At 46.4% G+C, this 26,434-nt stretch carries 18 protein-coding genes; 5 read left to right on the top strand and 13 right to left on the bottom strand.

Features of this window, described 5'->3' with window-relative positions; all coding sequences use genetic code 11:
* Positions 1–3: 3 nt before the first annotated feature.
* The 3 genes from AZ602_RS02650 (at position 4) to AZ602_RS02640 (ending at position 1,697) form a co-directional block, all read left to right on the top strand.
* Positions 4–351, top strand: a complete 348-nt coding sequence (locus AZ602_RS02650; RefSeq protein WP_103033582.1) for a hypothetical protein — start codon at positions 4–6, stop codon at positions 349–351.
* Between the two features lie 10 nt (positions 352–361).
* Positions 362–886 (top strand): hypothetical protein, encoded by a 525-nt coding sequence (locus AZ602_RS02645; protein WP_103033581.1) that lies wholly within the window; start codon positions 362–364, stop codon positions 884–886.
* A gap of 262 nt (positions 887–1,148) precedes the next feature.
* On the top strand, positions 1,149–1,697 hold the full coding sequence (locus tag AZ602_RS02640) for an acyl-CoA thioesterase (RefSeq protein ID WP_103033580.1): 549 nt from the start codon (positions 1,149–1,151) through the stop codon (positions 1,695–1,697).
* A 57-nt stretch (positions 1,698–1,754) separates the two neighbouring features.
* Here AZ602_RS02640 and clpX read toward each other — a convergent pair whose 3' ends face one another.
* The 5 genes from clpX to AZ602_RS02615 all read right to left on the bottom strand — a co-directional run bounded on the left by clpX (position 1,755) and on the right by AZ602_RS02615 (position 6,787).
* Positions 1,755–3,044, bottom strand: coding sequence for an ATP-dependent protease ATP-binding subunit ClpX (gene clpX, locus AZ602_RS02635; RefSeq protein ID WP_103033579.1), 1,290 nt, complete (start codon positions 3,042–3,044; stop codon positions 1,755–1,757).
* Between the two features lie 12 nt (positions 3,045–3,056).
* A complete protein-coding gene (gene clpP, locus AZ602_RS02630; RefSeq protein ID WP_078318253.1) occupies positions 3,057–3,710 on the bottom strand; it encodes an ATP-dependent Clp endopeptidase proteolytic subunit ClpP in 654 nt (217 codons plus the stop codon).
* A gap of 121 nt (positions 3,711–3,831) precedes the next feature.
* Complete coding sequence (gene tig, locus AZ602_RS02625) at positions 3,832–5,166, bottom strand: trigger factor (RefSeq protein ID WP_103033578.1); 1,335 nt, start codon at positions 5,164–5,166, stop codon at positions 3,832–3,834.
* 259 nt (positions 5,167–5,425) lie between these two features.
* Positions 5,426–6,019, bottom strand: coding sequence for an RdgB/HAM1 family non-canonical purine NTP pyrophosphatase (gene rdgB / locus AZ602_RS02620; protein WP_103033577.1), 594 nt, complete (start codon positions 6,017–6,019; stop codon positions 5,426–5,428).
* A gap of 24 nt (positions 6,020–6,043) precedes the next feature.
* Complete coding sequence (locus AZ602_RS02615) at positions 6,044–6,787, bottom strand: endonuclease/exonuclease/phosphatase family protein (protein WP_103033576.1); 744 nt, start codon at positions 6,785–6,787, stop codon at positions 6,044–6,046.
* A 160-nt stretch (positions 6,788–6,947) separates the two neighbouring features.
* Between AZ602_RS02615 and AZ602_RS02610 the strand changes: the two genes are divergently transcribed.
* Entirely contained in the window at positions 6,948–9,068 is a 2,121-nt protein-coding gene (locus AZ602_RS02610; protein WP_227525154.1) for a M3 family metallopeptidase, read from the top strand.
* A 1-nt stretch (position 9,069) separates the two neighbouring features.
* Positions 9,070–9,303 (top strand): YheV family putative metal-binding protein, encoded by a 234-nt coding sequence (locus AZ602_RS02605; RefSeq protein ID WP_103033574.1) that lies wholly within the window; start codon positions 9,070–9,072, stop codon positions 9,301–9,303.
* A gap of 60 nt (positions 9,304–9,363) precedes the next feature.
* On the opposite strand, the gene AZ602_RS02600 is transcribed toward AZ602_RS02605, so the two are convergent.
* The 8 genes from AZ602_RS02600 to AZ602_RS02565 all read right to left on the bottom strand — a co-directional run bounded on the left by AZ602_RS02600 (position 9,364) and on the right by AZ602_RS02565 (position 26,398).
* Positions 9,364–14,478: a YadA-like family protein gene (locus tag AZ602_RS02600; RefSeq protein WP_103033573.1), complete on the bottom strand. Its 5,115-nt coding sequence runs from the start codon at positions 14,476–14,478 to the stop codon at positions 9,364–9,366.
* 610 nt (positions 14,479–15,088) lie between these two features.
* Positions 15,089–17,068, bottom strand: a complete 1,980-nt coding sequence (locus AZ602_RS02595) for a DUF262 domain-containing protein (RefSeq protein WP_103033572.1) — start codon at positions 17,066–17,068, stop codon at positions 15,089–15,091.
* Positions 17,069–17,079: 11 nt separating this feature from the next.
* Positions 17,080–18,432, bottom strand: a complete 1,353-nt coding sequence (locus AZ602_RS02590; protein ID WP_103033571.1) for a DUF262 domain-containing protein — start codon at positions 18,430–18,432, stop codon at positions 17,080–17,082.
* A gap of 60 nt (positions 18,433–18,492) precedes the next feature.
* Positions 18,493–19,473: a YafY family protein gene (locus tag AZ602_RS02585; RefSeq protein ID WP_103033570.1), complete on the bottom strand. Its 981-nt coding sequence runs from the start codon at positions 19,471–19,473 to the stop codon at positions 18,493–18,495.
* A 122-nt stretch (positions 19,474–19,595) separates the two neighbouring features.
* Positions 19,596–21,044 carry a dihydrolipoyl dehydrogenase gene (gene lpdA, locus AZ602_RS02580; protein ID WP_103033569.1) on the bottom strand — a complete coding sequence of 483 codons (1,449 nt, stop codon included), beginning with the start codon at positions 21,042–21,044 and terminating at the stop codon, positions 19,596–19,598.
* 89 nt (positions 21,045–21,133) lie between these two features.
* Positions 21,134–22,357 carry a 2-oxoglutarate dehydrogenase complex dihydrolipoyllysine-residue succinyltransferase gene (gene odhB, locus AZ602_RS02575; protein ID WP_103033568.1) on the bottom strand — a complete coding sequence of 408 codons (1,224 nt, stop codon included), beginning with the start codon at positions 22,355–22,357 and terminating at the stop codon, positions 21,134–21,136.
* 87 nt (positions 22,358–22,444) lie between these two features.
* Entirely contained in the window at positions 22,445–25,300 is a 2,856-nt protein-coding gene (locus tag AZ602_RS02570; RefSeq protein ID WP_103033567.1) for a 2-oxoglutarate dehydrogenase E1 component, read from the bottom strand.
* Positions 25,301–25,687: 387 nt separating this feature from the next.
* Positions 25,688–26,398 (bottom strand): succinate dehydrogenase iron-sulfur subunit, encoded by a 711-nt coding sequence (locus AZ602_RS02565; protein ID WP_078318268.1) that lies wholly within the window; start codon positions 26,396–26,398, stop codon positions 25,688–25,690.
* Positions 26,399–26,434 lie beyond the last annotated feature (36 nt).

The following is a 26,434-nucleotide window of genomic DNA, read 5'->3' as shown; positions in this document are numbered from 1 at the left end:
GCAATGAAAAAATTACTATTAATAGGCGCTCTTTTGGTGTTGAGCAGTCAAGCTTATGCTTATGAAGTCAAAAAAGTCTGTGGCAGCTATCAGAGCGGATTTCAATGGACGCGTTCTCAAGCCATGACTATTCAGATCTATAGCGGCATGGAATTATCACGTGGTGCTTACAACCCAAATATCAAAAGTTACGTCAACTATGCATTTATCAATTGGTCAAATGCGCCCACAACTGTGGTCGAAATTACATCACCTTATGTTCTAGGCGGCATGATGTTCCAAACCGAAGGCAATGATCAAAATGGTCGCAAATGGCGTTTTAGCGATAATACAACCAATTACTGCATCTAAAGGCAATCTCATGAAAAAATTCACACTACTTGCATCCTTGCTTACGCTTGGCATCTCAACCGCTCAGGCCATTGTTATTCCCGACTTGTTCGGCTCTTACGAAAGGGGTGCAGAAGCAGCAAGGCAAGCCAATAGACAAAGCGGATATTACGGCTATTATCCGTCATCACCCACTATTTCGTATGATTTTTTAAACTCTGATGGCTCAAGCAAATGGTCAAAACGCATATCCATTAAAGATGGAGATATGTTTTGTTGGTCTGTTCGCAATTTAGACCCTTATCGTGCCTACAATGCCACCGAAGTTTTTAGCGGCTTAAATGGTGCTCGACTACAAGCCAAATCAACAATGCCGTTTGAGATCTTTGGAAGCCAAAATGATGCTGTCGTCTTGGGTACTAGTGTCAATCAAAATGGTGAAGGCATATATAACTGCTGGAAATTTCACCCAGAGACGCCGACTGGCAAATACACCCATCAAGTTTATATTGATGGCATTAGATTTCCTACTGCCGAAATCAACATCATAAAATAACATCTGGCAACTATCAAATTTAGCATCTTGACAGCTTCTGTTCGGCGACATTTATCAAAAAAATCAATTTGATGTTTATCATATAAGGCGTCAAATTGATTTTGTATTTGGTTCTTTTTTTGTAAGTCTACATTTTATTCTTTAGGCTTTTTAGATTCTAGAACTTGGGAATTCTACGACCCACCAGTCATCATTCCCCTACGGAAATTGGGTAAAATTTGCTATCATGGGCAAATCTCATTACATACATTAGGAATCACCCATGTACCCATTTATCCGCCTTGGCACTGGCATCGGCAAAAGTATCTATCACACACTAAAAGGCGAGACGCTTGGCGTGACTGACACTGGCGAAGTCAGCTTTGTGTGTAATGTCAATGACATTGATAATTTTCTTGAGATGAATAATGGGCGGATTTTGACGCTGTTTGATTTGGGGCGCAATGATTTTGCCATCCGTACAGGACTGGGCAAAAAACTCCTCACCAACCGTTGGGGACTGGTGGTGGCAGGCAGCACCATTCAATACCGCAAACGCATCCGCTTATTTGATAAAATCACTATCAAAACTCGCATCTGCGCCATCGATGAACGCTGGTTTTATATCGAACAGACCATGTATGCCAAAGGCGTGCCGACTTCTCATGCACTGCTGCGTACTGGTGTCACCAATCTGATGACAGGCAAAGTCATTGACACCAAACAAGTCTTGGATGCGCTTGGGATGGGTGAGCTTAGCATACCACCTGATACATGGGTGCAGGCATGGATCGATGCCGACAAGTTGCGCCCCTTTCCGACTGGCGAATAATTAACAAAGCCCACCGATATGATGATCGATGGGCTTAATCATGCCAAGCTGATTTGCTTATTTGTGCTTAATCGTTGGCTTGGCGCCTTGCTCGATGACATCTTGGGTGACGATGACTTCGCTGACATCGGTCATGCTTGGTAGCTCGTACATGGTGTCCATCAAGGCATTTTCGATGATCGATCTTAGACCTCGGGCGCCAGTTTTGCGAGTCATGGCACGCTTAGCAATGGCGGTCAGTGCATCAGGCTCAAAGCTTAATTTCACCCCTTCCATGTCAAACAGGTACTGATACTGCTTGACCAGTGCATTTTTTGGTTCGGTCAAAATCTGCACCAACGCCGCTTCGTCCAACTCTTCAAGACTTGCAATCACAGGCAGACGACCGATCAGCTCAGGAATCAGACCAAACTTAATCAAGTCCTCAACTTCCACTTCACGGAACAGCTCAGTGATGCTTGATTCATCCGCCGCCTTGACATCCGCATTAAAGCCGATACCTGTCTTCTCGGTACGCTGACGAATGACTTTATCCAGCCCTGCAAATGCCCCACCAACAATCATCAAGATATTGCTGGTATCCACCTGAATCATCTCTTGGCGTGGATGCTTACGACCGCCTTGCGGTGGGATATTTGCCACCGTGCCTTCGATGAGCTTTAGTAGGGCTTGCTGTACGCCTTCGCCTGAGACATCACGGGTGATGGATGGATTTTCGCTCTTACGAGAAATCTTATCAATCTCATCGATATAGATGATGCCTTTTTGGGTTTTTTCGACATCATAGTCCGCTGCTTGTAGCAGTTTTTGGACGATATTTTCGACATCTTCACCGACATAGCCTGCTTCGGTCAGGGTCGTCGCATCCGCCATCGCAAATGGCACATCAAGCATCTTGGCAAGCGTCTGCGCAAGTAGCGTTTTGCCCGAACCTGTCGGCCCGATCAATAGGATGTTACTCTTGGCAAGCTCCACGCCCGCATCAGCGATCTCATTTTGGGCGACTTTTAGACGCTTATAGTGGTTATAGACCGCCACCGACAGCGCTTTTTTGGCGGCATCTTGACCGATGACATAATCATCCAGATGCGCTCGCAGCTCTTTTGGCTTTGGCAGAGGCTGATTTAACCAGTCATCGGCATCGCTTGCTGATTTTTCTGCCTTGGCGTTGTCTGCTTTTTTGGCTTTGGCGGGCTGATCCTTATCGGCTTTTTGATTGCCCAATAAATCACCACACACCTCGATGCACTCATTGCAGATATTGGCATCAGTGCCTGCGATGAGTTTTTCGACTTCGGTTTTTTTCTTGCCACAAAAAGAGCAGCTTGGCACTTGTGTTTTCGTCATAGCACTCTTCTCTTACAGTTCTTTTGGGCGTTTTTGTAGGACAGTATCGACCAAGCCATAGTCTTTGGCTTGTTCGGCACTCATAAAGTTATCACGATCGGTATCACGCTCAAGCTTCTCCACAGGCTGACCGGTATGCTCGGCCAATAAGCGGTTCAGCTTGGCTTTTAGCTCAATGATCTCACGAGCATGGATCTCGATGTCTGATGCCTGACCGCGGAATCCGCCCAGCGGCTGATGGATCATGATGCGAGAGTTCGCCAGTGCATAGCGTTTGCCCTTTTCGCCAGCTGACAATAGGAATGAACCCATCGATGCAGCCTGACCTAGGCAGATGGTTGAGACGTCTGGCTTGATGAAGTTCATCGTATCATAGATCGCCATACCTGCCGTCACCACACCGCCGGGTGAGTTGATATACAGATGGATGTCTTTTTCAGGATTGTCCGCCTCTAAAAACAGTAGCTGAGCGACGATTAAGTTCGCCATATTATCTTCGACTTGACCAGTCAAAAAGATCACCCGCTCACGCAATAGACGAGAGAAAATGTCAAATGAACGCTCGCCACGGCCTGACTGCTCAATGACCATCGGCACCAGTGCATTTTGCGGTGCATGATAGGCATCCGCCAGCTGATCATAAAAAGGATTTTGCTTGATATTCATAATTTTTCCAACATTGTATTGAGTAAATTGCCATACTTGAGAACAAAAGCCCCAATGCATACGCTTTGGGGCATTTGTCAATTTGCTAAATTCAACTTTTAGCCGTCTAAGTACTGGGCAATTAGATGGCTTGTTGTTGTGCTGCCGCCAATAGCTCTTGGTACTTGACTTCTTTGTCAGTCACTTTGGCTTGACCCAGTAGATAATCCACAACTTGATCTTCTAGCACCACAGACTCAACTTGAGCGCGTTGTTGCTTGTCGTTGGTGTAGTAGTCGATGACTTCTTGTGGATCTTCGTAGTTTTCAGCAGCCTCAGCGATGAACGCAGAAACACGCTCTTGATCCACTTCTAGCTTTTGTGCTTCAATGATTTGGCTAACCAATACGCCTAGACGCACTGAACGAAGTGCTTGATCTTCAAATAGCTCATTTGGTAGCATATTTGCATCAAAAGTCGCTGGGTTTGCACCGAACTGCTGTGCAAAACGGTTTAGCATCATTTGACGCTGACGGTCGATCTCTTGATCTAGCATTGCTTTTGGCACTTCAAATTCGTTCTTATCAAGTAGCGCATCGAATGCCGCTTGTTTTACTTGGTTACGTGCTGCATGCTTCACCTCGCGCTCCATGTTCTTACGAACATCGGCTTTTAGCTTGTCAAGACCGCCTTCGGTCACACCAAATAGTGCAAAGAATTCGTCATTAAGTTCAGGCAGTGCAGCTGCTTTGACTTCTTTGACAGTGATGACAAATTGAGCTTCTTTGCCCGCTAGGTGCTCTGCTTGATAGTCTTCAGGGAAAGTGACGGTAATGGTTTTTTCTTCACCAGCTTTCATGCCTTTCATGCCATCTTCAAAGCCTGGAATCATACGACCTGAGCCGATGACTAGGTTGTAGTTCTCAGCGCTGCCGCCTTCGAATTTTTCGCCGTCGATCGAACCTTCAAAATCGAAAGTCGCTTGGTCACCATCTTCTAGAGCGCCGTCTTTGGTTTCAAAAGTTTGGCGTTGTTTTTGTAGGCTTTCGATCATCACATCGACATCTTCGTCAGAGACGCTCGCTACTTGACGCTCAACTTCGATTTCGCCTAGACCTTTAACTTCCACTTCTGGGAAAGTTTCAACAGTCGCTTGATATACCAAGAAATCGTTTTCTAGCTTGACATCATCGATGTTTGGCACGCCAACCACACGCACTTTTTCGGCTGCTAGCGCTTCAAATACGGTGTCACGAATCACATCATTGATGACTTCTTGTTGGATGCCTGCGCCGTATTGGGCACGGATGTGTGATACAGGTACTTTACCTTTGCGGAAACCGTCGATCTTCGCAGTCTTAGCAACGCTACGGATACGGCTTTCAACTTTGTTTTGGATATTGCCAACTGGCACTTTTACGGTTAGCTGTGTTTCTTTGTCAGAGATGACATTCACAGATACTTGTAGATCGCTCATAACTCACCTTAAAATTAAAATAAAAAAACGAAACAGGTCGGTCAAAAACTGACCAAAAATCTGGCTGTGCCAATGCTAACTAAATCCATTTTTTAATGATAATTAACAATAAGCACATAAAAATACTAAAAGTAACACAGTATAGCCAATCATGGCAAAAATTACAACCAAAACGCCAAAAGTTTCGTATTAAATTGTGGCAAAATGGTGCAAATTGATGCTATCGACTAATGCTGGTGTTGGACTACATTGCACCGCTTTAAAGCTGCGCCAACAGCTGTGCCATCGCCTGCCCACGGTGGCTGATGGCATTTTTGGCAGACTTTTCAAGCTCGGCGGATGATTTGCCAAGCTCATTCACCCAAAACAGCGGATCATAGCCAAAGCCATGCTCACCACGGGGCGCATCCAAAATCTCACCCTGCCATTTGCCAATCGCAATCAGCGGTAGCGGGTCATCGGCATGACGCACCATCGCAAGCACACAGACAAAAAACCCTGCAATCGGTGCATCGCCCCGATAAGGCAATAAATCCGCCAAAAGCTTCTCGTTATTGGCAGCATCATCACCATGCGTACCTGCGTAGCGTGCCGAATAAATCCCCGGTGCATTGCCCAGGATAGGCACACACAGACCACTGTCATCAGCGATGGCAGGTAAGCCACTGGCAGCCGAGGCATGACGGGCTTTGATGATGGCATTTTCGACAAAGCTCAGCCCATCTTCGATAGCATCATCAATGCCTAGGCTGCCTTGACTGATGATCTCGACGCCTAGATTTGCCTGATCAAACAGTGCTTGAAATTCGGTAAGCTTGCCTTTGTTATTGCTGGCTAAAACCCATTGATTCATAAGATTTCCTTCAATATTATTCAATTAAACTAGTGATACCACCGCACTGATTGGCAGATGATCGGATAAATTTGACCACGGCACACCGCCGTGCACCACCGCATTATGCACCTGTAGTCCACGCACATAGATACGATCAAGGCTCAGTACAGGCATCTTGGCAGGATAAGTCGCAGGATATGCACCATGGCAGACATCAAACACTTCAATCAGCCCAAGTCCTGACAATGCTTGGCAAGACTTTTTTGACCAATCATTAAAATCCCCTGCCAAAATCAATGGCACTTGTGTGTCCAATGTGGCGATATAATCGCGGATCGCTTGATACTGTTTTAGCCTATCTTTATGTAGTAAATTTAAATGGCAGCACAGCACGACCACAGGATGCGGCCACCCCTCAGGATGCACCTCACAGTGTAGCACGCCGCGCTTTTCGAGGCGATTGACGGTGATGTTCAGATTGTGCTTGGGGTCGAGCGGATGGCGTGACAGCACGGCATTGCCATGATGACCATGCTCGTACTCGGCATTTTTGCCATAACTTGAGGATACGCCCAAAAACTCACCAAACCATTCATGCTGCGCGCCATCGGGAAATTCAGCAAAACTTAGCGCCCGCTTTAGGTTTTGCCCTTGGACTTCTTGTAGGCAGATGATGTCAGGATCGATTTGTGCCAGCGCATTTTTCATGCCCAAAAGTCGCACCAAACGGTTCATCGGCGACATGCCTTTATGGATATTATAACTGGTGATGGTGATGGTGTTCATGCGTGCTTATCCGTGAATTTGGATGAAATTTTGCAGCGTATTTTAGCACGATGGCAGCGATTTGGTGTGAATTCATGTTATCATTTACCTGCTGATTTGCTTGTAAAATCGAAAATCGAACGCATCTATATGCCATCAAATACAAAAATCGGGGAAAATGATGATTGATTTAACAAACACCACACTTGATGGCCGCCTACAACTGATTGATTATGCCAAGGCCACGCCCGACACCTTGATGACGCTCATTGAAGCGGCACTACACGATGCCATCACAGCCTTGGATGCCATTGAAACTGAAGCACTGCCAACCGATGCCACTGCCGCCATCGCCCTCATAGAAAAGTTCGATGAATCCAATGTCGCCATCGAGCGCTATTTTGGGGCATTGTCCCATTTAAACAGCGTGGCAAGCACCGATGAGATTCGCCAAGCCCATCATGAGATGCTACCCAAACTATCCGACTTTGGCACTCGTGTGGGGCAATCGACCGCCTTGTATCAGCTATATCAGCTGGTCAGCGATCAATTTGACAGCCTACCTAGCGATTATCAGACCGATGCGTGGCGTGCAGCGATCGATAAACAATTACAAAGCTTTATCCGCTCAGGCGTGGCGCTCGATGATGCCAAAAAAGCAGAATTTGGCGACATCCAAAGCAAGCTTAGCCTACTTTCTGCCAAATTTGCCGACAATGTGATGGATGCCACGCGCCACTATGCTCACCCACTGACCGCCGATGAGTTATCGGGGATTAGTGAGAATGGCTTGGCACTACTCAAGGCTGCAGGTGATGCTTACCGCGCTGCCCATCCTGATGCCAAAACGCCGACTGATTATGTAGCGACACTGGATGTGCCGATGTATTTGGCGGTGATGCAGTTTGCCGATGATGCGTCTTTGCGCGAAGAGCTGTATCATGCTTATAACACGCGCGCATCTGACCAAAGCCCTGATACCACAGCGTTTGATAATGCCAAGGTCATGGTCGATATTTTAAATCTGCGCACCCAAAAAGCCAAATTACTTGGCCTAAACGATTACAGCGAGTACTCTTTGGCGCCCAAAATGGCTGACAGCAGCGATGAAATCGAACGCTTTTTATTAAGCCTATCAAAAGCTGCCAAACCACAAGCGATGGCGGAATATGCCGAGCTACAAGACTTTGCCAAAACCTTGGGCATTGATGAGCTCAAGCCATGGGATGTCGCCTATGTCAGCGAAAAACTGCGCCAAGCTAAATTTAGCCTCACCTCCGATGAGCTGCGTCCTTATTTTCCGCTGCCTGTGGTCTTAGATGGCATGTTTGAAATTTTTTGCACACTGTTTGGTGTGCGCCTTGCGATGGTGGATAAAAGCGACTACAGCGCTTGGCACGAGGATGTGCTGTTTTGTCAAGTGATGGATGATGATCATGATACGCTGCTTGGCGGCTTATATTTGGATCTGTTCGCGCGCAGTGGCAAGCAAGGCGGCGCATGGCTAAATGGCTTTGGGTCTCGGCGCAAAGCGGGCGATGACTTGCAGCTGCCGACAGGCGTGATCGTGGGCAATTTTGCCCCGCCATTGGGTGATAAGCCAAGCCTGCTGTCTTTTGATGAGGTCACTACCTTATTCCACGAATTTGGCCATGCACTGCATCATCTGCTCACTGAGGTCGATGTCGCTGAGGTCTCTGGCATCAATGGCGTGGAGTGGGATGCTGTTGAGCTGCCCAGTCAGTTTATGGAAAATTTTGCCATCACTGATGAGGGCTTGGCACTGATCAGCCGCCATGTCGATACGGGTGAGGCATTGCCAAGCGAGAAAAAAGCCGCGCTATTAAATGCCCAACATTTCCAAGCAGGGATGCAGATTCTGCGTCAGATGGAGTTTGGGCTGTATGATTTGCGTCTGCATACCGCTACGATGACAAATTTTGGCCATGTCAGCTATACAGACATCCTATCTGTCGCCGATGCCGTCCGCCAAGAGGTCGCGGTGGTGATGCCACCTGCTTATCAGCGATTTGGCAATGGCTTTAGCCACATTTTCGCTGGTGGTTATGCCTGTGGCTATTATTCGTACATCTGGGCTGAAGTGCTATCGGCGGATGCCTTCGCCAAATTTGAAGAAGATGGCATCTTTAATCCCGCCACTGGCCGTGCCTTCCGTGCTGAGATTTTGGCTCGTGGCAGCTCGCGTGACGCCAAGGATAACTATCTGGCCTTCCGTGGTCGCGCTGCCACACCCGATGCCCTGCTGCGCCATCGTGGCATCACCGGCAATCTGGAGGCTTAAGATGCGCTATCAATCCACTCGCCCAAAGCGGCAGTTCTTGGCTGGCGTCGCTTGCCCATCGTGCAAAAAAGTCGATGTCGTCGTACAGATTCAGGTATTCACGCCCGATTTTGATGAATACATCGAGTGCATCGACTGTGGTCATAGCGAACGCCGTCCCACCCCTGATGAGACCGCCATCATCCAAGAACAAAATGCCAAAGCCGATGGCGTGGGCGTGGTGAAGTTTAAATAATAAGTATTTATAAATAAAAAACCGAGCTGATGATGGCTCGGTTTTTTTGATGATGGCGAATTACCATTCAAAATTAACGCCGACATTATAGGCTGTACCACCACCATTGGTGCTGGTGGCAACACCCATTTTGGTAGCAAAGTTCTGATTAAAGCGATAGCCTGCGCCGACGGCGACGGCCTGCTGTGACTGATAGCCGCCAATCGCTGCAGTTGCGTTAAATCTGCCGATGCCATATGGCTGGAACAGACCGCTCAATGCTGCGTTCGCCGCCATGCCACTTTCAAAGTCTTTTTCTAGCACATCCATTCTGCCAGACAGCTCGGTGACTTTATTGTCAAGCACACCGACTTGGGTGTCCAAGCGGCTGATGGCTTGAGTGTGTTGTAGCGTCTGGGTGTTTAGCGTCTCGATCGCTGTGCTGTGTACAGCCACCTGCTGACCCAGCGCTGTCACTACACCAGCATCGGCTTTATTTTCAGCGATGCTCAAAGCGCTGGCTGCGGTGGTATTTGCCTGATTGGCAATCTGCTCTGCATTAGCTGCGGTGGTGCGCACTTCACTGGCCAGCTGCTGAGCATTTACCACCAAGGTTTTGGCCTGCTGCGCTGAGTCGGTGGCGGCAGTGGCGGCAGTTTGGGCAACGCTTGCCTGTTCGGTGGCAGTGGCGGCCGATGCAGATGCGGCTTGTTGTGACGCTTTGGCAGCGGCAGCTTGCTCAGTGGCTGCAGTTTGTGCTTGCTGTGCGGCAGTGGCTGATTTTTCAGCGGTTTGTGCTGCAGTCGCTGCATTGCCTGCTGATTGGGCGGCATCGGCTGCTGAAGTTTTGGCGGCAGCTGCTTGGTCGGCTGCTGCGGTTAATGAAGCACTGGCATCTAGGGCTGATTTTTCAGCAGCTGATTGAGCGGTCAAAGCTTTATCAGCTGAAGTTGCAGCGGCGATTTGTGCGCCAGCTGCAGCGGTTGCTGATTGTTCAGCAGCTAGCACTGAAGCTTTAGCGGCATCGGCTGATAGATTGGCAGCAGTAGCTGATTGACTTGCAGCGGTGGCTGAGTTTTGAGCAAGACCAGCTTGAGTGGTTGCAAGGGTTTGAGCAGCTAAAGCAGCTTGTGCTGATGTGTTAGCAGCATCTTGAGATGCTTTGGCAGCTACTGCTTGTTCAGTTGCTTTAACTTGAGCAGTAGCGGCAATTTGGACTGAATCAGCTGCTTTTGTCGCAGATGCAGTCGCAGCAGTTTGTGCCTGCTGTGCGGCGGTGGCTGATTTTTGAGCATCGCTTGCAGACTGCGTCGATGCAGCTTGGGCTGTAGTTGCGGTTTTAGCTTGTTCTGCAGCAGTTGTCGCTGATTGGGCGGCATTGGCAGCTGAAGTGTTGGCAGCAGCTGCTTGTTGAGTTGCTGCACTCACTGAGGCATTAGCATCAAAGGCTGATTTTTCAGCAGCTGATTGAGCAGTCAGCGCTTTATCAGCTGAAGTTGCAGCGGCAGCTGCTTGCTCGGCTGATTTAACTTGAGCAGTAGCGGCAGTTTGGGCTGAAGCGTTGGCAGCATTGGCTGATAAGTCAGCGGCAGTTGCTGATTGACTTGCAGCAGTAGCTGAGTTTTGAGCAAGACCAGCTTGAGTGGTTGCAAGGGTTTGAGCAGCTAAAGCAGCTTGTGCTGATGTGTTAGCAGCATCTTGAGATGCTTTGGCAGCTTGTGCTTGTTCAGTTGCTAGGGTGACTTGCTCACCTGCTTTTTCTGCAGAGGCCTTAGCCGCATCTTGTGAAGCTTTGGCGGCTGTTACTGAAGCGTTGGCAGCAGCTGCTTGTTGAGTTGCTGCACTCACTGAGGCATTGGCATCAAAGGCTGATTTTTCAGCAGCTGATTGAGCAGTCTGCGCTTTATCAGCTGAAGTTGCAGCGGCAGCTGCTTGTTCAGTTGCTTTAACTTGAGCGGCTTGGGCAGTGCTTGCCGATTGGGCTGCCGCATCTTGTGACGCTTTGGCGGTGGTTGCTGAAGTTTCTGCAGCCAATTGAGCCTTGTCAATATCCACTTTCATATCGCGAACAACACGATCAGCATAACCTTCTGCATGTGAAGCGACTTGAGAAAGTGCTGCTGATACTTCTTGTTTGCTTGCTTTGGTGTCTACTTTTGTAGTCAAAGCAGTGACTGTTGTGGCATCTGCTTTGGTTGCAATGATAGCATCTTGTGCTTGGTTTTGAGCATCGACATAGCTGGTGTCAGCTTTGGTATCTACTTTTGCGGACAAGGCAGTGACTGTTTGAGCGTCTGCCTTGGTGACAATTGCTTGAGTGTTTGCATCAGCCGTTTGTTGTGCTTTATCAGCAATTGCTTTGATAACAGCATCTTGACGATCCGCATAACCTTCTGCATGTGAAGCGACTTGAGTTAGTGCTTTTAATACTTCATCTTTACCTGCTTTTGTTGCAATAGCTTGAGTATTAGATTCTACTTTGTCAGCCAATGTGGTGACAGTGGTGGCATCTGCTTTGGTAGCAATGACAGCATCTTGTGCTTGGTTTTGAGCATTGACATAGCTGGTGTCAGCTTTGGTGTTCACAGTTTCAGTCAAAGCAGTGACAGTTTCAGTCAAAGCAGTGACAGTTTCAGTATCTGCTTTGGTGGCAATTGCTTGAGTGTTTACATCGGCAGTTTGTTGTGCTTTGTCAGCAGTGGCTTGAGCGGCATCCGCCAGTTTTTTGATGGCGGCATCTTGACGATCCGCATAACCTTCTGCGTGTGAAGCAACTTGAGTTAGTGCTGCTGATACTTCTTGTTTGCTTGCTTTGGTATTGACAGCTTCTGTCAAAGTAGCAACGGCTGTAGAATCTGCTTTGGTTGCAACAGTTTGGCTAAGGTCATTCAAAACTGATTGATCGGCTTTGGTATCTACTTTTGTAGATAAAGCATTAACTGTTGCTGTGTCGGCTTTTGTGCCTACTTTTTCTGCCAAAACGGTGACAGTTTCAACATCTGCTTTGGTTGCAATTGCTTGAGTGTTTGCATCAGCGGTTTTTTGTGCTTTGTTAGCCGTGGCTTGAGCGGTCTCTGCAAGTGTTTTGATAACAGCATCTTGACGATCAGCATAACCTTCTGCGTGTGAGGCGACTTGAGAAAGTGCTTCTGATACTTCTTGTTTGCTTGCTTTGGTATTGACAGTTTCGGTCAAAGCAGTGACAGTGGTGGCATCTGCTTTAGTAGCAATGACAGCATCTTGTGCTTGGTTTTGAGCATCGACATAGCTGATGTCAGCTTTGGTATCTACTTTTGTAGATAAAGCATTGACTGTTGCTGTGTCAGCTTTAGTGTTCACAGTTTCGGTCAAAGCGGTGACAGTGGTAGCATCTGCTTTGGTTGCAACAATTTGGCTTAGATCATTTAAAGCTGATTGATCGGCTTTGGTGTCTACTTTTGTAGATAAGGCAGTGACAGTTTGAGTGTCTGCCTTAGTGTTTACCTTGTCAGACAAAGCAGTGACGGTGGTAACATCTGCTTTGGTGGCAATTGCTTGAGTGTTTGCATCAGCCGTTTGTTGTGCTTTATCAGCAATTGCTTTGATGGCTGCATCTTGACGATCGGCATAGCTTTCTGCGTGTGAAGCAACTTGAGTCAGTGCTGCTGATACTTCATCTTTACCTGCTTTTGTTGCAATGGCTTGAGTATTAGATTCTACTTTGTCAGCCAATGTGGTCACAGTTGTGGCATCTGCTTTGGTTGCAACAGTTTGGCTTAGATCATTTAAAGCTGATTGATCGGCTTTGGTGTCTACTTTTGTAGATAAGGCAGTGACAGTTTGAGTGTCTGCCTTAGTGTTTACCTTGTCAGACAAAGCAGTGACGGTGGTAACATCTGCTTTAGTGGCAATTGCTTGAGTGTTTGCATCAGCCGTTTGTTGTGCTTTATCAGCAATTGCTTTGATAACAGCATCTTGACGATCCGCATAACCTTCTGCATGTGAAGCGACTTGAGAAAGTGCTGCTGATACTTCTTGTTTGCTTGCTTTGGTGTCTACTTTTGTAGTCAAAGCAGTGACTGTTGTGGCATCTGCTTTGGTTGCAATGATAGCATCTTGTGCTTGGTTTTGAGCATTGACATAGCTGGTGTCAGCTTTGGTGTTCACAGTTTCTGTCAAAGCAGCAACGGTTGTAGCATCTGCTTTGGTGGCAATTGCTTGAGTGTTTGCATCAGCCGTTTGTTGTGCTTTATTAGCAATTGCTTTGATGGCTGCATCTTGACGATCGGCATAATCTTCTGCGTGTGAGGCGACTTGAGAAAGTGCTGCTGATACTTCTTGTTTGCTTGCTTTGGTATCTACTTTTGTAGATAAAGCATTAACAGTTTCAGTATCTGCTTTGGTGTCTACTTTTTCTGCCAATGTGGTGACAGTGGTAGCATCTGCTTTAGTGGCAATTGCTTGGGTGTTTGCTTCTACTTTTGTAGTCAAATCATTGACAGTGGTAGCATCGGCTTTAGCATCGACTTGATCAGACAAGGTGGTTAACTGAGTCTGGATCTCTTTGATACGCGTTGTCGCAGCACTTACCGATTGCTTAGTTGCTTTAGCAATGTCGATCTGTTTGACTTTTTCATTCAGCGCATCCAGCGTAACTTGATCAGCCTTGGTTGCGATCGCTGCATCCTGCGCTTGATTTTGTGCATCGACATAAGCCACCGTCGCAAGCATCGTGTTTGGCGTCGGATTTGTCACTTCATTTGGATCAGCATCGATCGTCACATTATGCCCAGAAGTCGGTGGTGTCACAGGTGTGCTTGGCATCGGTTCGGTTTTTGGTGCAGGTACCAAGACCTCACCATCGATCACAACTTCATGCACAGGCGTCGGACTGGTTGCTGGCGGCAGCACAGTACCATCGATCTCAACGGTGTGCGAAGGCGTCGTGTTTGGTGCAGTAGGCGTTGTCTGAGCGGCGACATTTTTATGATACTGCTCATCCGTCATTTCAAAATCAAGCTCAAGATCATCAAAAGCCACCGCAGTCACCGATGCAGACGCCACCACCATCGCCAGTGTAGCCGTACTCACCGCCTTTATTAAGGATGGTTTTTTGACCTCACTGCTTGATGATTTGACCGCACCACGAGCCAGCTCAGATGTCACTGTCCATTGTTGAGTCGTTCGATTGAACACCACTTTAAATACTTTATTCATCACAAAATCCTATTGAAGCTGATATGTATAAAAATTGTTGCCAATTACTGCTAATTGTTTCTAAATTTACTAAATTAAACCATAATTCGGTCTAAAGTAAAAGCCAATTTCTTAAAAAATCATTATAATTTTTATGCAATTTTGGAATAAAAAAACACCCATCGGCACCACCTGTCAATATTTCAGATATTTTTACTATTATCAGAAAAATAACTTATAAATTGCCCCTTGTCTAAAGTTTTAGCCATCAACTCTCGGCTGATTCTATGTTTTTTCTAATAAATATGTCGGAATATCTGCATAATCAGAGTATCAGTTTATTAATATCTCATGCCTGAAATACGCTGTAATTTATAGATAAATCTTATAAATAACACCACGCTTAATAGTGCCTAGCCACCATTGACTCACACCACAGACCCAATCAGCTGCAACAGATGATGTTTTTTGATCAAGATCACTCATGCCGAGCATATCAAGCGCAGACTTGCTATTGGTGAGACAATCACTTTTTTACTAGGCACTGAGGGCAGTATAACAACACAGTGCGACATTTTGTGTCGCATACAGGAGAGTGCATAAAAAATAACCGCACAATGGCGGTTATTTATTATTGAGCAATGGGTTCAATTTGATTTTCGATCAAGTCTTTTAATTTACCTGTATATTGTTCGATCGCACTTATATCCCATGTTTCATGCATCAGCATGATCAGCTGACTTAGGCTTTGGGTGCTACGCCCACTATTGAGCCGCGCGATGACTTTTTCGCATTTTGCAGCAGGTAGCATATTAGATAGCCGTGAGTTTTCACTATGACTCACCAAACACAGATTGCCCAATTGATTCAGCTTATCCAATTGATCATCTTCCAGTTTTTTGGCAGCTGGATCTTCTGGATTGCGTGGATAGCAATGCTCAATCGATGAACGATGCATAAAGACAAACTTATGAAAAGCTGCTTTTAATTTTTCGGCATCTTTGTTTTGGCTCTCTACATACTGACCAAAAAACTCTGTACGCTCTTTTTTCCACCGATACCACAAACGATAATCAACATAATTAAGCATAAAATAAGACACATTAGGATAGCTTAACTTGCCCTGCTGTTTTTGGTAATAGTCATGTGCCACATGTGCCAAATGATGCAATTCATCAAGAAACTTCTTATCAAAATCTTCATCTTTAGTCTGAGTACGATTTTTCCACAAATACGCCAAAACATCCTGTAGCCAAGTTTTATAAATACGGCTCGAGTGCGACACATGAAACATCGCCTGCACCATCACCAGATGCTCGTTGTATTCAGACGCCCCACCCTTGTCGGTTTGAAAAGTATTTTTGGCATAGATACTATTATTACTTAGCTTGGGCTGTAAGATCGCCCACTTGACATCCGTGCCATCATTTGCCTTGCGGTTGTCCTGCTTGATCACATAATAATCAAACAACAAACGGCATTTTAACAAATTCATCGCAAATCGCTTAACCGCATCTGCATCCTTCAAAGATTCAAATGCTGTCAGCAATGACTCATCATCCAAGCTGATTTTTTCTTTTTCTGCTTCCTTTTCTCGCACTTTTAGTACATGCAATAAAAAGTTTGGAAAATCAATCACCGATTGGTATTTGCCATCATCGGTATGATTATCATCTTTGGGTTTGTTGATTGATTTGCCAATAATATCACGGATAGAAAGACCGTCTTCTAATTCGCAAGTTTCAAGATCTTGCTTGATTTCATCTTTTCTTTTCTCTAACTCTTCAGGCTTTGATCCTTCTGCTTTTTTGTCAATAAACAAACCCTTAAACTTGCCCAAGTCAAAATCCTGCTTTAGGCGACAGGGTAATTTGTCCACAAAAAATTCTGCTCGTATGATTGTCGGCAAGCCCGATACCGCAAAGCGACTCATATCCGAGCAGGCATCCCAAATCGTCGCAAACGCTTTTTGGTCTTTTTGGTCTAATTTACCCATCAACTGCGCCTTGATGATTTCATGCTTTTCAAGCTGTTCGCCACGCGTGTTCATGATTTCAAAATAATGGTTCAAATCTGTATCTTTAGGCACGATGGTGCGGCAGATTTTAACTTGTTCATTGATAAATTTTTTAAATGAATCAATATTTGCACCATTCAAATTTTTAAGATTCATCAATGCCTGCCACATTTCATCAAAGCCACAAGCGATACTGCTATCGGTTTTTATCGCTATCTCTGGATTATCGATTTGCGCCTTGGACTCTGGACGAGATTCAAAGTCAAGGTTGGTCATCGTTTTCTCATCCCACTGAACTTCACGCAATGTAAGACTGTCATCAAACTTGGACAAGCACTGATTCAAAATATGCAAAGTCGTCAAGCGTTGCTGACCATCGATGACTTCATACTTGCCATCAGCTCGCTGATACACCACCAAAGTGCCAAGATAATAAGCCTTATTCTTATCCTGCTCAAAAGCTTTATACAAATCCCAAACCAGCTGCCCAATCTCATCGCTACCCCATGCATAGTTGCGCTGATAGACAGGGATTAGATATTGATCTTGGCTTAATAGATGCTTGATTGTTAATAATTTGACTGCTTTGCTCATTACTTATCCCCTTATGATAATGGCTTTAGTGCTGATAGATATTCTGCCAATTTATCGGATTTGCTATTAGGCTTAGATAAAGGTGTCACGACAAAATTGGCAATTTGCTTAGGATGGATGGCGTACAACAACACATCGAACAAGTCATCACGCTTAGCGACGATTTTTTCAATCGTACCCCAATCAATGCGATCTTGCTCCAGACGCACTCGAAACACCCAATAAAAAATCTGAGATAACGCCACATCCAAGCCATGCGTTGCAAATTTATCATAATACATCAAGACCATCGCATAAAATAAGATGCGTAAATAGCCATCGCCTGTACGGTGTGCGCCATTATAGTTCATCGCATCCAAGTAGCTGACTTTATCTGAGCTAGCATCACTGGCGCCATAGGGTAAAAAATAGCCATTTAACACGCCGTGATCTTGATCAAACAGCCGATGATACATCTGCACATAATGATCGATATACATAAAAAACAACTCGCCATCAATCAATGGCTGCGTGGTCTGAAACGGCGATGGTGGCGGCTGTACCATACGCCATGGGTTTGCTTGATGCTCTTGGTACAATGCCAAATTGGCACGCACGGCGTTAAGATAAGGATAAGGCGTATCCAGCGTTACGCCTTTAAATACAGACAGCTGCTTGGTCGTAAACTCATCTGCTCGACGAGATTTTGACCACTGACGCAAGCTAAACAATGTTTCGCTAATGACTTGATCTAGGCTCGGCTTGCCATCTACAGCTCGCTCCCAACGCATGACATAGTCAAGCTTATTTGGATGATCAGACGGAATGGCACGCAGATGATACGCTTTGAGCAAATCATACGGTGCAAGACTTTTGCCACGAGCATTTTGTGAATCAAAAAACTGAAATGCTTCACTTTGATTGGTCAGCTCAATCCAAACAAACTCACACTGCTTTTGGATAAATTCCCGCAAGCTTGTTTTACTGTTGTCATCCAATGCACCCAGATACTGCTTAATCAGTTGATAATTATGGTTGATATTATATTGGCTGATTGGGTGGGCGAATTTATTATCCAAAAATTTCTTAATATTTTCATCATTATTATCCAAATGATACAAAATCAACGCCAAAGTCACCAAGCGCTGCTGACCATCAACGATGTCATACTTATTATCTTTATTTTTATGAATCACCAAAGTGCCCAAACGATAGGCGCTGTTTGGTTGATGGATGCGATGATGATTTAGGTCGTCAAGTAGCTGCCGCACATTCTCCACGCCCCATTTATACGGCCGCTGATAATTAGGGATGGATAGATCTTGTTCGTACACTTTATCAATCTGATAGACGCCCAATTTTGGATCTGAACCTGTCGTACTCATAACACTCTCCTGCTATTTTTTATCATGATAACACGATTTGGCGACAATCTGTGTCGCACATCACGCCTTCGTCTTCTTCACCTGCCACACGCTCTCGCCAAAGCCATTGAGCCAGCGATCTAGCATATCACTATCCATCACGGTGGCACGGACATGATAATAGCCATCATGCGCCTGTATCACTTGATCGGCTGATAATGGCGTCTCGGTCAGATGAAACCCTTCAATTGCATCAATACAAAACTCAAGGCAAATCCGCTCTCGCCCAAAGCCAAAACCCGCCTGCTGATTGATATAATCCGATAAATCAAACCCACTCGGATACTCAAATGTCAGCGACGACACAGACGCCGCCTGACAGCGATGCAGTGCCAAATGACGAATATCATCAAAGCCATCAAACTGTGCGACTAGATACAGATTACTTCCTTGTTGCACAAGCGCCAAAGGCTTTATGCTATATTCACTGCTAAGATTGTGGCGACGCTGTGTTTGATTGGCATATCGGATGGTCAAATATCGATTGTCATACAGGGCTGTACTGATGGCATCAAGCACTTCAGGCAAAATCACAGGGGGTAATAATGGCTGAGCCATCGGCGCAATGGCAACCTTTTTCATCCATGCTTTGGCATGATCATCGGTCGCATCCCGATGATGCAGCTCATAACCTGCTTGCGCAAAGAGAGACTCCAGCGATGCCTTGGCAGAATTTGGCAAAAAATGCTTCAGATGCTGATATGCCAACTGCAGTAGCAGCGCTTCTTGATCATTCATCTGCGAGATGCTCAATCCGCGAGACTGTGCTGACCACTGATAACGATAAGGCGTCTGACGATCATCACAAATAATCCCAAACGCATCGCACAATGACTGCAGATCTCGCTGTAGCGTACGCAGGCTGAGTGTGTAGCCCTGTGCCGTCAGCGCATGATACAGCTCACTACTGCTGATACCCTTGGGCTGCTTGGGAATTTTCTTGAGCATTTCAAGCAGGTAAACCGCCCCTTGCTTATTGGATTTGCGTGCTTTTGTCACCATCTGATCGATACTCCTGTCATCGATGGGTGCTAGATTTTGTGTTATTTTGCCACAAAAACACCCCAAAAGCGCAAAACTTTTGGGGTGTATCAAACTTAAGTTAAATCAATCAGTTAAATTGATTACTTACGTTTTTTGCGTTGGATAGCGTGGATCGCACGACCATCTGCAGATAGTGCTGCTTCATGTACTGCTTCAGAGACGGTTGGGTGAGCAAATGTCATCAACTGTAGATCTTCGATGCTAGATACAAATTCCATCGCAATCATGCCTTGGTGAACGATGTCGCCAGCACCAACGCCGACCATGTGCATACCTAGCAGACGATCAGTTTTGGCATCTGCCACAACTTTCACCAAGCCCATGCCTTCGCCCTGTGCCAATGCACGGCCGTTCGCTGATAGGCTAAAGTTACCAGTTTTCACTTCATAACCCTTAGCGATGGCTGCTTCTTCGGTCAGACCTACCCATGCAATCTCAGGATGGGTATAGATGACGCTGATGATGGTGTCGTAGTTAACTTGTGCTTTTTCGCCATGCAGACGCTCAACCGCCATCATGCCTTCTTCCATTGCTTTGTGTGCAAGCATTGGGCCACGCACTAGGTCGCCGATGGCATAGACGCCGTCTAGGTTGGTTTTGCATTGGTCATCGACCGCCACCAAGCCACGCTCAGTCAGCTCGATGCCACAGCCTTCGGCAAGTAGTTTTTCGCTATAAGCACGACGGCCTACACAAACGATCAACTTATCAAAGGTTTCGGTTTTCACTTCGCCTTTCACATCAGTGGTAACCACAACTTCGCCATTAACCACTTCAGCATTGGTCACTTTGGTATCGACACGGATGTCCAGACCTTGTTTTTTCAGTAGCTTGGCTGCTTCTTTTGAGATTTCTTTATCAGCCACTGCCAAGAACTCAGGCATCGCTTCATAAACGACAACCTCAGCGCCTAGGCGACGCCATACAGAACCCAGCTCAAGACCGATAACGCCTGCACCGATCACGCCTAGGCGTTTTGGCACTTCGGCGAACTCTAGTGCGCCTGTTGAATCAACGATGTATTCACCATCAGTCTTCGCTACTGGGATTTCGATTGGCACAGAACCTGCCGCTAGGATAACATACTTAGCAGTGATGGCAGACTCTTCGCCTTCTAGTGAAGTGAATTTCACTTGTTTTTCAGCAGATTTACCATCGACTAGCGTACCCCAGCCTTGTAGCCAGTCCACGCCATTGCCTTTTAGTAGGCCTGCCACACCAGCAGTTAGGCCTTTGACGATGGCATCTTTACGCTCAAGCATCTTAGCGATGTCGATATTCACCTCGCCTGTGGTGATGCCGTGCTCAGCCAGCTCATGCTTGGTTGCTTCATAACGATGTGAGCTGTCAAGCAATGCTTTTGATGGGATACAGCCAACGTTCAAGCAAGTACCACCAAGTGCTGGTTCGCCTTTGTGTACACGCTTTTCGATACACGCAACGCTAAAGCCAAGTTGTGCACCACGGATTGCCGCTTCATAGCCACCCGGGCCACCGCCGATGACGACTAGATCATATGATTGTTTCATAACACACTCTTTATTATCGATTTATAAAATGGACAAAGAATTGCCAAGCCATCGGCTGACAATCCTTTGTATGAATTACACCACAGACATTATAGGTCTAGTAGTAGCATTTGTGGATCTTCGATCAGCTCCTTGATGGTCACTAGGAACTGTACCGCTTCTTTACCATCGATTAGACGATGGTCATAAGATAGCGCAAGATACATCATTGGTAGGATAACCACTTCACCATTGACTGCCATTGGACGCTCATTGATTGCGTGCATACCTAGGATGGCAGTTTGTGGTGGGTTGATGATCGGAGTAGATAGTAGTGAGCCGAACACACCGCCGTTGGTGATGGTGAAAGTACCGCCAGTCATCTCTTCGATAGATAGTTTGCCTTCACGCGCTTTGATTGCATAGTCACGGATACCCGCTTCCACATCAGCCATGCTCATGTTGTCAGTATCACGCAGTACAGGCACAACCAAGCCACGATCTGAAGATACCGCCACGCCCACATCATAGTAGCCATGATAGATGATGTCGTTACCGTCGATTGATGCATTCACCGCTGGGAAGCGTTTCAGTGCTTCGGTCGCCGCTTTCACAAATAGTGACATAAAGCCAAGTTTCACGCCGTGGCGTTTTTCGAAACGATCTTTGTACTTGGCACGCAGATCCATCAATGGCTTCATGTTCACTTCGTTGAACGTGGTCAACATTGCAGTTTCTTGGGTAGCTGACAATAGACGCTCAGCGATACGCTTACGAAGACGCGTCATTGGCTCGCGTTTCTCGATACGCTGACCGACAGCGGTTGCGATCACTTGACCGTTGTCACCTTTTAGGGTTGGGTTCACCATATCTGCTTTGGTTACACGACCGCCACGGCCTGAGCCTTGGACATCAGCAGGGTTTACGCCAGTTTCTTTGGCGGCTTTACGCACTGCTGGGCTTTGATCTTTAAAATCACCTTCAGCGCCAGTGTCAGCTTTTGGCTGTACTGGGGCAGCAACAGATGCAGGATCTACTGTGGTGTTGCCATCAGCTTCATCTTCGCTGGCCACTTTGGTTTCGCCTGCCGGTGCAGCAGCACCCGCTTCAAAGGTTGCAACCACTTCTGCTGACAGTACAGTGTCATCGACATTCTTAACGATGCTGGTGATCACGCCATCATCAGGGGCAACAATTTCTAGAACAACTTTATCAGTCTCAACTTCAGCCAATAGTTGGTCACGGCTCACTGCTTCGCCTTCGGCAACATGCCACTCAACGATCGTACCATCTTGAACTGATTCTGGGAATACTGGGGCTTTGATTTCAGCCATAATAAACTCCTTCAAGTTTATAAATTTGTTAATTTATAGTCGTAAAAGTAACAGCCAAACCAGTCAAATGATTTGGCTGCGGATCAATTATTGTAGCTCATCAACAGTCACGCCAAGTGCTTGTGCAACTAGGGCTTTTTGTTGTTCTGCGTGCATCTTCGGTGAACCAGTCGCAGGGGCAGCTGCCGCTGGGCGAGCTGATGGTGCGATGATTTTTGCCTTGGTTGGTGCAGGCACCACGATGCGATATAGTTCTGGTGCTAGATAGTACCAAGCACCTTGGTTCAACGGCTCTTCTTGTGACCAGATGATCTCTTCTAGATTTGGATACTTAGCGATCTCTTCTAGGATACGTGCTTCTGGTAGCGGATACAGCTGCTCGATACGCACGATGGCCACATGTTCTTGAGCCAGTTTGCGACGCTGATCAAGCAGATCATAGTAAACTTTGCCGCCACACAGTACCAAACGAGTCACTTTGCTGTTGTCGATGGTATCAATCTCTGGCAATACGGTTTCAAACTTACCTGATGCCAATTCTGACAGCTCAGAAGTCGCTAATGGATGACGCAGCAAGCTCTTAGGCGACATGACAATCAACGGCTTACGCACTGGGCGAACCACTTGGCGACGCAATGCATGGAAAATCTGTGCAGGAGTCGTCGGTGTGATGACTTGCATATTGTCTTCGGCACATAGCTGCAAGAAACGCTCAAGACGCGCTGATGAATGCTCAGGACCTTGACCTTCAAAGCCATGCGGCAACAACATGGTCAGGCCACACAGACGCTGCCACTTGGTCTCACCTGATGAGATGAACTGGTCAATCACAACCTGCGCACCGTTCACGAAGTCACCAAACTGCGCTTCCCAAATAATCAAAGCGTTTGGCACGGTGGTTGCATAGCCGTATTCGAATGCCAATACCGCTTCTTCTGATAGTAGCGAGTTATAAGTCGCAAAACGGGCTTGGTTTGGCGAGATGTGCTGTAGCGGAATGTACATGCTACCATCGTTCATGTTGTACAGCTCACTATGACGATGTGAGAATGTACCACGACCCACGTCTTCACCAGTGATACGTACCAATGCACCTTCATCAGCCAGACTTGCATAAGCCAAAGTCTCAGCTGCGCCCCAGTTCAATGGTTCTTGACCAGTTTGCATGGCCAGACGTTGTTCGATGACTTTTGCCACTTGACGCTGCAAGGTGAAGCCTTCTGGAATTTTTGCCATCGCTTCGCCATAAGCTTTTAGCTTATTGATATCGACACCAGTTTCCCAGTTATCTTCTAGCTTATGACCCAAGTAAGGTTTCCAATCCACGAATAGTTCGGTATTTGGCTCACTGACCCAGCCACTTGCGACGTTTTGACCATTGTCTAGAGCGACACGATAATCATCTTCGTATTTAGCGTTTTCTTCGGCGGTAATCACGCCTGCTGCGACAAGCTTGTCAGCGTATTGAGTGCGAGTGGTTGGTAGTTTTTTGATCACCGCATACATCAGCGGCTGAGTTGCTGATGGCTCATCTGATTCGTTATGACCGTTACGGCGATAGCAGACGATATCAATCACCACATCTTTGCCAAACTCACGGCGATAATCGACAGCCAATTGAGAAGCAAATACCACCGCTTCAGGATCATCACCATTTACATGGATGATCGGCGCATGAACCATCTTGGCCACATCAGTACAGTACTCAGTTGAGCGTGCATCTTCTGGGCGAGAAGTCGTAAAACCTACTTGGTTATTGATGACGATATGTACCGTACCACCAGTTTTGTAGGCACGAGTTTGTGACATTTGGAAGGTTTCTTGGTTGACACCTTGACCTGCAAACGCCGCATCACCATGCACGACGATTGGCATCACAGTGCTGTTGTCGATGTCATAGCCGTATTCTTCAGAACGACGGGCTTGACGCGCGCGCACCGAGCCTAGCATCACTGGCGAGACGATCTCTAGATGCGATGGGTTGAATGCCAATGCCAAGTGCATCTCGCCACCTGGAGTCATCACGTTTGATGAAAAACCATTATGGTATTTGACGTCGCCTGAACCAACCGTTGGTTGTACTTTGCCATCAAATTCATCAAATAGATCGCTTGGGTTTTTACCCAAAATATTGACAAGCAAGTTCAAACGACCACGGTGTGCCATGCCGATGACGACTTCTTTTGAGCCGTAGCCACCAGCACGCTGTACCATCTCATGTACCGCAGGAATAAAGCTTTCGCCACCTTCTAGACCAAAACGCTTCACGCCTGTGTATTTACGCGCTAGGTATTTTTCTAGACCTTCAGCAGCTGTTAGACGTTCAAAAATTTCAAGCTTTTTGGCTTTGTCAAAGCGGATATGACCTTGATTTGACTCAATATAGTTCTCAAACCAGCGTTTTTCGGTCGCAGTGAATACATGCACATATTCATAACCGATACTGCCACAATAGACGCGTTCAAGAATTTCGATGATTTCACGCAATTTAGCTTCAGATTTGCCGATTGCAAGATCATTGGTTGGAAATGTGGTGTCTAGATCCGCTTCAGACAGACCATGATATGCCAAAGTCAGCTCTGGCAACTGTGGGCGGTCTTGTAGCCCCAGTGGATCCAGGCTCGCCATGCGATGACCACGACGGCGATAAGATGAGATCAGCTGCTGTACAGCCATTTGCTTTGGATCGCAGTCGCCAGTCGGTGTCGCTGCAGCAATCGCAGCCGCGCCCGTTTGGTTGCGCGCCAGTAGCAAAAATTGCTCTTTAATCGCATTGTGCGGCGCATCTGTATCTTGACGGTAATCCGCAAAATAACGCTGCCACTCTTCGCTGACGCTGTTATTGTCTGCAAGATATTGTTCATACAGCGCCTCGACATAGGCGGCACTGTCTGCTGCCAACTCGGTGTTTGAAAATGCCACCGTATCTTTACTATTTGTCATTAGTCTTTCGCCATCTTATGAGTAAAAGTTGGGTGCACCAAGTCATGCGTGATCGCCTGCTTGGTCATCAATTTGCATCAAAAATTAATGCTATTACTGCATAGTGTACGCCATTTGCATCAAGATAACAAGGGTGTGATGGCGTTTTGAGGCAGATAAATCTTTGCAAAAATACTAAATGTTCTTGCAGTTTTGTGACAATTTGGAAAATCCATCAATTTGTCAGTACAAATGTGCACTTTTTATGATTTTTTGGCATAATTTATTATAACAATCAACATAATCCATGTCTAAGATTTGATCACTGTGCCTGCAGTCATCAATTATCCCTTTCACCAAAAAAATAAAGCCGCATCATACGACACGGCTTTATGCTGATCAAGGCTATTAACCTGCTTGATCCAGTAGCATACTACGGATATGACCGATTGCCTTGGTTGGGTTTAGACCCTTTGGACATACCGATACACAGTTCATGATGCCACGGCAACGGAATAGGCTAAATGGGTCATCTAGGCGTGCTAGGCGAGCTTGGGTGTCACTGTCACGGCTGTCGATGATGAAACGGTAGCCATTCAATAGTGCAGATGGACCTAGGAACTTATCAGGGTTCCACCAGAATGATGGGCATGAAGTTGAACAGCACGCACATAGGATACATTCGTACAGACCGTTCAGTTTCTCACGATCTTCTGGTGATTGTAGGCGCTCTTTTGGTGGTGCAGGCTGATTATTGATCAAATATGGATGAACTTTTTCGTATTGCTCATAGAACTGGTTCATATCGACGACCAAGTCTTTGATCACAGGCAAGCCAGGTAGTGGACGAATCACAATCTTCTCTGGCAAGGTGTTCATGTTGATTAGACACGCCAAACCGTTTTTGCCATTGATATTCATACCATCCGAACCACAGATACCTTCACGGCATGAACGGCGGAAAGTTAGCGTTTCGTCTTGTTTTTTTAGACGTAGTAGCACGTCAAGTAGCATACGATCAGATTCAAGCAGCTCAATCTGATAGGTCTGCATATATGGGGCTTTGTCCTTATCAGGATCATAGCGATAAATTTCAACGGTGCGAGTTCCACGACTCATAGTCTTTCTCCGCAAAATGCTTGGGCGTAGGCTTCA

Origin of the sequence: Moraxella sp. RCAD0137 (genome assembly GCF_002894025.1) — a bacterium.
Classification (GTDB): domain Bacteria; phylum Pseudomonadota; class Gammaproteobacteria; order Pseudomonadales; family Moraxellaceae; genus Moraxella; species Moraxella porci.
Note: the sequence above shows the minus strand (reverse complement) of the source record. Positions and strands in the feature narration are given on the sequence as shown.

Excerpts from the sequence above, each read along its gene's own strand:
- AZ602_RS02570 (WP_103033567.1), bottom strand. The coding sequence starts at position 25,300 with ATGACAAATAGTAAAGATACGGTGGCATTTTCAAACACCGAGTTGGCA.
- clpP (WP_078318253.1), bottom strand. The coding sequence starts at position 3,710 with ATGAATATCAAGCAAAATCCTTTTTATGATCAGCTGGCGGATGCCTAT.
- AZ602_RS02565 (WP_078318268.1), bottom strand. The coding sequence starts at position 26,398 with ATGAGTCGTGGAACTCGCACCGTTGAAATTTATCGCTATGATCCTGAT.
- AZ602_RS02640 (WP_103033580.1), top strand. The coding sequence starts at position 1,149 with ATGTACCCATTTATCCGCCTTGGCACTGGCATCGGCAAAAGTATCTAT.
- rdgB (WP_103033577.1), bottom strand. The coding sequence starts at position 6,019 with ATGAATCAATGGGTTTTAGCCAGCAATAACAAAGGCAAGCTTACCGAA.
- AZ602_RS02615 (WP_103033576.1), bottom strand. The coding sequence starts at position 6,787 with ATGAACACCATCACCATCACCAGTTATAATATCCATAAAGGCATGTCG.
- AZ602_RS02600 (WP_103033573.1), bottom strand. The coding sequence starts at position 14,478 with ATGAATAAAGTATTTAAAGTGGTGTTCAATCGAACGACTCAACAATGG.
- AZ602_RS02595 (WP_103033572.1), bottom strand. The coding sequence starts at position 17,068 with ATGAGCAAAGCAGTCAAATTATTAACAATCAAGCATCTATTAAGCCAA.
- AZ602_RS02590 (WP_103033571.1), bottom strand. The coding sequence starts at position 18,432 with ATGAGTACGACAGGTTCAGATCCAAAATTGGGCGTCTATCAGATTGAT.
- AZ602_RS02610 (WP_227525154.1), top strand. The coding sequence starts at position 6,948 with ATGATTGATTTAACAAACACCACACTTGATGGCCGCCTACAACTGATT.
- clpX (WP_103033579.1), bottom strand. The coding sequence starts at position 3,044 with ATGACGAAAACACAAGTGCCAAGCTGCTCTTTTTGTGGCAAGAAAAAA.
- AZ602_RS02645 (WP_103033581.1), top strand. The coding sequence starts at position 362 with ATGAAAAAATTCACACTACTTGCATCCTTGCTTACGCTTGGCATCTCA.
- odhB (WP_103033568.1), bottom strand. The coding sequence starts at position 22,357 with ATGGCTGAAATCAAAGCCCCAGTATTCCCAGAATCAGTTCAAGATGGT.
- AZ602_RS02585 (WP_103033570.1), bottom strand. The coding sequence starts at position 19,473 with ATGGTGACAAAAGCACGCAAATCCAATAAGCAAGGGGCGGTTTACCTG.
- tig (WP_103033578.1), bottom strand. The coding sequence starts at position 5,166 with ATGAGCGATCTACAAGTATCTGTGAATGTCATCTCTGACAAAGAAACA.
- AZ602_RS02650 (WP_103033582.1), top strand. The coding sequence starts at position 4 with ATGAAAAAATTACTATTAATAGGCGCTCTTTTGGTGTTGAGCAGTCAA.
- AZ602_RS02605 (WP_103033574.1), top strand. The coding sequence starts at position 9,070 with ATGCGCTATCAATCCACTCGCCCAAAGCGGCAGTTCTTGGCTGGCGTC.
- lpdA (WP_103033569.1), bottom strand. The coding sequence starts at position 21,044 with ATGAAACAATCATATGATCTAGTCGTCATCGGCGGTGGCCCGGGTGGC.